This window comes from uncultured Anaerococcus sp. (genome assembly GCF_937934665.1).
In the GTDB taxonomy this organism is placed as follows: domain Bacteria; phylum Bacillota; class Clostridia; order Tissierellales; family Peptoniphilaceae; genus Anaerococcus.
In genome coordinates, this window is sequence record NZ_CALGYW010000012.1 from 1 (window position 1) to 7,238 (window position 7,238).

Here is a 7,238-nt window from a genome sequence, read left to right on the forward strand (position 1 = left end):
AAAAACTCTTAAATTTATTCATATATCTCCCCCTCCTTTTGCTTTTTTTCCTTACTAACAGGCCTTTGATCTGGTGCATAGGTTGAATCGTGCTTTAAAACCAACACCCTATACAAGTGAGAAAAATCTACTGGAGAATTAATGGTTATATTCTTTCTAAGGGAATCTTCACTCATTGTTACTGTTGATACTCTACCTATGTAGATTCCATAAGGGTAGATACCGCCGAGACCACTTGTTAACAAGATATCTTTCTCATTTATCTTACTTTCTAAGTCTATCATATAACCTTGGATGGTATTTTTATTAAAAATATCAATAACTCCATAGTCACCAGAGTTTGCATTCACAAAAGATACATCATTTTCATTTGAATTTATTGTCTCAACTCTGGCAGTAGTCTTATAAACTTCTGTAACCTTACCTACAAGACCTGTATAAAACTTGCTATCTCCTACAGCTTGAAGGATTATGTCGTTTTTCTCAATCCCATCAACTTCACCCTTATCTATAGTAAAGTGACTTGTCATTGAGTTAACATCTGTATTTATTAGTTTGGCCTTTATATAAACATTTTCACTACCCTTAGTAGCTTCAGCCTCTTCTTTTAAGAAATTTTCTCTATTGATGGTTGTTAATAGCCTTGCATTTTCTAAGACAAGCGACCTATTATCTGCTTCAAGTTTTAAAACTTGCTTGCGAGTCTCCTTTGATCCTATTGTTCTTTCTATCTGCTCAATCATTGCAGATGAGATGGAATAGGTTACCCTTTCTATAGGTTTTAATATTGTGTTTGTTATATTAGATCCTGTTTTTGACAAGGCTTCAGTCTGACTTGATATTAGTATCAAAAGACTTAGGCCTACTGCTGTAAATATAAATGGTTTTTTATCTTTTTTTACTCTCTTATATGCCATAGCTACCTACTTACGATACTTTAAAAATTTTTCAGGATTTTCTAAAATCTGACCTGCTCCTAAGATAGCATCTGTTGCTGGGTCTTCTGAATGAAAAGATTTTAGACCGATTTTCTTTTCTATATATTCTGCTAGTCCCTTAAGCTTTGAAAGAGATCCTGAAAGGGCAAAGCCATTTCTCTTTATATCAGAAGATATCTCTGGTGGTGTTTTCTCTAGTGCTTCTAGGACCATTTCACAAACCTCATCAGCAAAAGGTAGGATAGAAGTTACAAGCTCATTAGACATGACCTTTACAGTCTTTGGTCTTGCATCAGCTAGGTCTCTACCGTTTACTTTCATTTCATTGCTACCATCTTTTATCTTAAGGGATGCAAGGTTGTTTTTCACTTCTTCAGCTGTATTTTTACCTATTTCAAGGCCTTTCTCTTCCCTAAAAAAATCTACAATTTTTTCATCAAGATAGTCTCCACCCTTATTTATAGTAGCAGATACTACTATGCCATTAAGAGATATTACAGCAACCTGGCTGGTACCAGCGCCCATATTTATCATCAAAATCCCCCTTGGTTCATCTGGTGATAAATTCATCCCATAAGCTGCGGCAAGAGATTCATCAACAAGGATTATATCTCTACTTCCTGCATGAAGGGCCGCATCTTCTACTGCTCTTTTTTGTATGTCTGTAATTCCTGATGGAACTACTATCACAACCCTTGGTTGGATAAGGCTAAAGCCTAGGTTTACCTTAGCAAAAAAGTAATTGAGCATGGCTTCTGTAAGGTTAAAGTCAGTTATAACACCGTTTTTAATAGGCTTTATCACTTGAATATCCTCGTGGGTTTTGCCTAGCATATCCTTGGCCTGTTGGCCTACAGCTACAACCTTGGTGTAATTTTCATCCAAAACTAGGCTTGATGGCTCATTTATGATAAGCCCCTCGCCTTTTTTATATACTAAAATATTGCTAGTGCCAAGGTCTATGGCAAAGTCTTTAGCAACCATTTGAAATTTCATCCTAAACTCCTATATATAATTATCTTTTTTTAAACTAACATAAGTTCCGTGGCCAATTATCAGATGGTCAAGGACATTAATATCAAGAATCTCTCCAGCGTCTATAAGCCTATGGGTAATAAGTAAATCTGCCTTTGAAGGACTTGGATTACCCGAAGGGTGGTTATGGGCTAGGATCATAGACTTGGCTGATTTTTTTATAGCAGGCTTAAAAACCTCCCTAGGATTAACTATGGAAGAAGATAAGTCGCCAATTGAGACAAGTTCTTTTGAAATCACTTCGTTTTTGTTATTAAGTAAGATTGTATAAAAATATTCCCTATCTTTTAGACTTATGGTATCCTTGATGTACTCATAAGCATCTTCGTTTGAGCTAATCTGATATTTTTCTCTACTTAGAATATTTTCTTTAATCCTCCTACCTAGTTGGAGGCTGGCTACAATCTTAGAAGCCTTAGCTTCTTTGATTCCGTTTATTTTAATAAGCTCTTCTACCTCTATTTCAAGGAGGGCCTCATCACTAAAGCTAGTAAGTATTTCATCAGCTAGTTCTATGGCGTTTTTCTTATCTGTGCCTGTAGATATTATGATAGCAAGAAGCTCCTTTTCACTTAGGCTATCGTGCCCTAATTTTATAAGCTTTTCTCTAGGCCTATCTATAAGCTTCATGTCCTTAATTGTTTGTTTCATCTAAACATTTTCCCCGACTCTTATTTTTTTCATATGCTTTATTATAAAGTTAGAAGATAGTCCTACAAAAAATCCACTGAAGGTACCAACCAAAACTAGGGCAGGAAAATAAGTAAACATCTTTATATTTTCCATGATAATAGTTGAAACTATAATCTGACCTAAGTTGTGGGCAAAGGCACCTATTTCACTTACCCCTATAAAGGAAAATAAGCGGTTGTGGTATCTTAAAGCTATGGCCATGGCTATTGATGAAAGAATAGCTCCTGCTGCTGAGTAGAAAAATGAAGTCACAGCTCCAGTTATCAAAACTAGCATAAAGCTTTTTAATAGTGCAATTGTAAGACTTGTCTTGAAGCCATAAAAATAAAGACTTACTAATATTATTATATTTGAAAGTCCAAGTTTTGCACCTGGTATAGGAACTGGCACTGGTATTTGTAGCTCTATAAGTGAAATTATTAAAGCAAGGGCCACCAAAAGGGCTATGTTAGTTAGATCTCTTGTATTTTTCCCCATTATTGAACCACCTTATCTATAGTATCTTTATTATCTTTTTTATCTCCGTGGCTTTCCATTTCCAAAAACAACCTATGGGGTAGGCAAATAATAGTTTGACCTTCCTTTTCTATAGGATGCATATTGGTACAAATTTGATCTTGACAGTCGGCTTCCTTCATGTAAGCCTTTCCATCCTTAATCACAATTATATTATAATGACCACCGTAATCTACCTTATATTCTGTATCCTCATCCATAGGAAGTTTTTTTATTACCTTCCCATCTTGCTCGACTACAAGCATATCTCCCTTATAACCTGTAGCCATCTTTGTAACTGCAAAGTTTAGGCCAAAACTTAAAAAAATTAGCCCAACTATGACAATTATATCTCCTTTTCTTATCTTCATATATTTACCTCTAATATTTCTATCTATTTATTTTATAATTTAATCATGGATATATTATATGGTTTTTGGTCAATAAAAAAAGTCTTAACCCATGGTTTAGACGTAAATATGTAATAAAAAAATCCTCCCTACTGACCTTGTCAATAGGAAGGATATATATTCCAAACATGAGTTTATTTTCTTTATTAGAAGCCACTTACTCCCTTAAAGAAGAAGTATCCGAGTGGTGTGTAATATAGACCATCTATATTTGGTTTTTGCATATAAGAACTATTGTAGAAATAGAGTGGTGCTACAACAACATCATCATCCACTAGAAGGTCTTCAGCCTTGTGCATGTTTTCCATTCTTTCTTTTGGATCTGAGGTTGATTTAGCAGCTTTTACTAGATTATCGAATTCTTGGTTGCTGTATTGGGCATCGTTATTGCCGCCGCCAGTCATCCACATATCGATAAAGGTCATTGGGTCGTTGTAATCTGCTACCCAACCATTTCTTGCTACACTAAAGTTGCCTTGTTTTCTTTCTTCTAAGAATACATTCCAGTCTTGGTTTTGTAGGGTTACTTGGACACCAAGTTTTTCTTGCCACATATTTTGAAGGGCTTCAGCTATGGCCTTGTGGTTTTCATCTGTATTATATAGGTATTCAACTTGTGGGAAGCCTTCTCCGTTAGGGAATCCTGCTTCTTCCATCAATTTCTTAGCTTCTTCTACATTCTTTTCATATTCATCAACTTCTACAGAATAATAATCTCCACCAACTGTTCTGAAGTCGTCTCCTTCAGAACCATCAGCATCATATACACCTGAAGGTACATAGCCAGTTGCTGCTTCTTGACCTTGACCAGTTACTTGTTTTACTATAAAGTCTCTGTCTATTGTTAATGAGAAAGCTTTTCTTACCTTAGGATCATCAAATGGAGCTTTTTCTGTGTTAAAGCATACGTAATATGTTCCTACTTGTGGTAATACTTTTAGTTCCTTTGTATCTAGAAGTTTTTGTACTTCTTCTTGTGGAACAGAATCTATAAAGTCAAGGTCTCCAGACCTGTAAGATGAGTAAATAGCATTTTGGTCATCTTGTAAGTGGAAGACTAAATTTTCTGCCTTCACAGATTCTTGGTCATAGTATTCTGGGTTTTTAACCATAGCAATTTCTTGGTTGTGTGACCAGTTTTCTAATTTATAAGGTCCACTACATATTAGGGTCTCTGGGCTATTTGTCCAAGTTTCATCCTTAACTGCATCTTCTCTTACTGGCATAAGGGCTGGGAAGGCACAAATTTCTTCAAAATAAGGACATTTTACACTTAAGTTTACTACAAATGTCTTGTCATCAACAGCTTCTATGTCTAATTTTTTATCTTCGTATCCCTTGATCATGTCTACCATGTATTCATAGTCTGCACCTGTTTTTGGATCTACTAGTCTATTCCATGAATAAACAAAATCATTTGCAGTAATTGGATTGCCATCAGACCATTTAGCATCTCTTAGATGGAAGGTCCATTTTAGTCCATCTTCGCTTACATCCCAAGATTCTGCTATACCTGGTTTAAGTACAGCGTTTCCTTCACCATCGTCATCCCATCTAATTAGAGATTCAAATAAGTGAGAGACCATGATGGCTCCGTCTACAGAAGTGTTTAGTTGTGGATCTATAGATTCTGGCTCTGATGCTATATTGATATCATATACTCCATCTTCCCTTCCCGCTTCAAATTCAGCTACTTCTGCATTTTGATTTTCACCTTCAGTTTGAGCGTTTTCTCCCTTTTCATTTCCTCCACCACATGCTGATAATAGCAGAGCAAATACCAATGCTAATACATATGATTTAGATTTTTTTAACATTTTTTCCTCCTAAATATTGTGGCAACTAACAAAGTGCCCTTTTTCGATTTCTTCTAATTGTGGCTCAACTTTACTACATATTTCACTTGCATATTGACATCTTTCGTGGAAACGGCATCCAGATGGCGGATTGATTGGAGATGGTATCTCTCCTTCAAGTTTAATCCTTGACTTATTCCTAGTTAAGTTTGGATCTGGAACCGGTATTGCTGATAGTAGGGATTTTGTATATGGATGTAGGGGGTTTTCATAAAGCCTATTAGCATCTACAAGTTCAACCAATTTTCCCAAATACATTACCCCTATCCTATCAGATATATGCTTAACGACTGACAAGTCGTGAGCAATAAATAAGTATGTTAGACCAAGTTCTTCTTGCATATCGTCTATCATATTGACAATTTGTGCCTGAATTGATACATCCAAGGCAGAAATAGGTTCGTCGCACACTATAAATTCTGGTTCGACTGCCAGTGCTCTTGCAATCCCTATTCTTTGTTGTTGACCTCCAGAAAACTCATGTGGATATCTATTTGAATGTTCTTCGTTAAGTCCAACTTTTATCATTAATTCTTTTATTCTAATATCTCTATCATCTTTGTGTAGATTGTGTATATCCAGCGCTTCGCCAATTATTTCCCTGACAGTCATCCTAGGATCTAGAGAGGCTGATGGGTCTTGAAAAATTATCTGCATTTTTCTCCTGTAAGGATACATATCTTTTTTGATATTTTTTTCGCTATCAAATATAGTTTCCCCATCATATATTATTTGGCCGCTTGTCGGTTCGTGAAGCCTTAATATAGTCCTTCCTAAGGTCGTTTTTCCACAACCTGATTCACCAACAAGGCCTAGGGTTTCTCCCTTTTTGATATAAAGCGTTACATCATCTACAGCTTGGACTTTAGCCTTGCCGGTAAATGAAGTTTCTACATCAAAATGTTTTACAAGATTATTTATTTCTATTAATTTTCTATCTTCCATTGGCTAACTCCTTTATATGTAAGAAGCATTTTGATTGGTGGCCATCAGATATATTTACTACTGGCGGTTCCTTTCTTAGGCATATATTCATGCACTGACTACACCTGGTAGAAAAACCGCAACCTTCTGGTGGATTTAGCATATCCACCGGTGTACCTTCAATACTTTGCAACCTTTCATTTTCATTTGAATCTATCTTAGGCATTGATTTTAATAGGCCCTTTGTGTATGGATGTTGGGGATTATAGAATATATCCTCCACACTTCCCTTTTCGACAATTTTGCCTGCATACATTACACAAACTGTATCACAAATTTGGGCTACAACACCTAAGTTGTGGGTTATTAAGATTACGCTCATCTTGTTTTTTTCTTGAATTTCTTTGATAAGTTCAAGGATTTGAGCTTGTATGGTTACATCAAGGGCTGTCGTTGGCTCATCGGCAATTAGGACATCTGGCTGACAAATAAGTCCCATCCCAATCATAACTCTCTGGCGCATACCACCTGAAAGTTCGTGAGGATATTGTTTCATTCGCCTTTCAGGATTTGAAATACCAACCAATTTAAGCATGTTGATAGCTTTTTCGTAGGCTTCCTTTTTTGAAATCTCTTTATGAACCAAAACTGCTTCCATTAGCTGGTTTCCTATAGTATAAACTGGATTCAGACAGGTCATCGGATTTTGGAAAATCATGGAACATGACTGGCCCCTAAAGTTTTTCATTTGTTTTTTATCATAATCAAGAATATTTTCACCCTTAAATAAGATTTTCCCATCCTTGATTTTTCCTGGACTCTGCAGGAGACCCATTATTGAATATGATTCTACAGATTTGCCCGAACCACTTTCTCCAACTATGCCC

General features: G+C 36.0%; 8 protein-coding genes. All 8 read right to left on the reverse strand.

Translation table 11 applies throughout. The annotated features are described in order from the left end of the window. Positions 1–14: 14 nt before the first annotated feature. Entirely contained in the window at positions 15–917 is a 903-nt protein-coding gene (gene mreC / locus Q0410_RS00595) for a rod shape-determining protein MreC (RefSeq protein ID WP_299031645.1), read from the reverse strand. A gap of 6 nt (positions 918–923) precedes the next feature. Beyond that, on the reverse strand, positions 924–1,934 hold the full coding sequence (locus Q0410_RS00600; RefSeq protein ID WP_299031648.1) for a rod shape-determining protein: 1,011 nt from the start codon (positions 1,932–1,934) through the stop codon (positions 924–926). 9 nt (positions 1,935–1,943) lie between these two features. Continuing rightward, on the reverse strand, positions 1,944–2,624 hold the full coding sequence (gene radC / locus Q0410_RS00605; protein ID WP_299031651.1) for a DNA repair protein RadC: 681 nt from the start codon (positions 2,622–2,624) through the stop codon (positions 1,944–1,946). Then, positions 2,625–3,143 carry a Gx transporter family protein gene (locus tag Q0410_RS00610; protein WP_299031654.1) on the reverse strand — a complete coding sequence of 173 codons (519 nt, stop codon included), beginning with the start codon at positions 3,141–3,143 and terminating at the stop codon, positions 2,625–2,627. It lies immediately after the preceding gene. Continuing rightward, positions 3,143–3,532 (reverse strand): NusG domain II-containing protein, encoded by a 390-nt coding sequence (locus Q0410_RS00615; protein ID WP_299031656.1) that lies wholly within the window; start codon positions 3,530–3,532, stop codon positions 3,143–3,145. The genes Q0410_RS00610 and Q0410_RS00615 overlap by 1 nt, the downstream gene beginning before the upstream one ends. A gap of 185 nt (positions 3,533–3,717) precedes the next feature. Then, positions 3,718–5,388, reverse strand: a complete 1,671-nt coding sequence (locus Q0410_RS00620) for a peptide ABC transporter substrate-binding protein (RefSeq protein WP_299031660.1) — start codon at positions 5,386–5,388, stop codon at positions 3,718–3,720. A gap of 9 nt (positions 5,389–5,397) precedes the next feature. Next, positions 5,398–6,372, reverse strand: a complete 975-nt coding sequence (locus tag Q0410_RS00625; RefSeq protein ID WP_299031663.1) for an ABC transporter ATP-binding protein — start codon at positions 6,370–6,372, stop codon at positions 5,398–5,400. Continuing rightward, a partial coding sequence (locus Q0410_RS00630) for an ABC transporter ATP-binding protein (protein WP_299031666.1) occupies positions 6,362–7,238 on the reverse strand: 877 nt, incomplete at its 5' end. The genes Q0410_RS00625 and Q0410_RS00630, both read right to left, overlap by 11 nt.

What these genes read in the sequence shown, in the direction of transcription:
- mreC (WP_299031645.1), bottom strand. Translation starts at nt 917, where the DNA reads ATGGCATATAAGAGAGTAAAAAAAGATAAAAAACCATTTATATTTACA.
- Q0410_RS00600 (WP_299031648.1), bottom strand. Translation starts at nt 1,934, where the DNA reads ATGAAATTTCAAATGGTTGCTAAAGACTTTGCCATAGACCTTGGCACT.
- radC (WP_299031651.1), bottom strand. Translation starts at nt 2,624, where the DNA reads ATGAAACAAACAATTAAGGACATGAAGCTTATAGATAGGCCTAGAGAA.
- Q0410_RS00610 (WP_299031654.1), bottom strand. Translation starts at nt 3,143, where the DNA reads ATGGGGAAAAATACAAGAGATCTAACTAACATAGCCCTTTTGGTGGCC.
- Q0410_RS00615 (WP_299031656.1), bottom strand. Translation starts at nt 3,532, where the DNA reads ATGAAGATAAGAAAAGGAGATATAATTGTCATAGTTGGGCTAATTTTT.
- Q0410_RS00620 (WP_299031660.1), bottom strand. Translation starts at nt 5,388, where the DNA reads ATGTTAAAAAAATCTAAATCATATGTATTAGCATTGGTATTTGCTCTG.
- Q0410_RS00625 (WP_299031663.1), bottom strand. Translation starts at nt 6,372, where the DNA reads ATGGAAGATAGAAAATTAATAGAAATAAATAATCTTGTAAAACATTTT.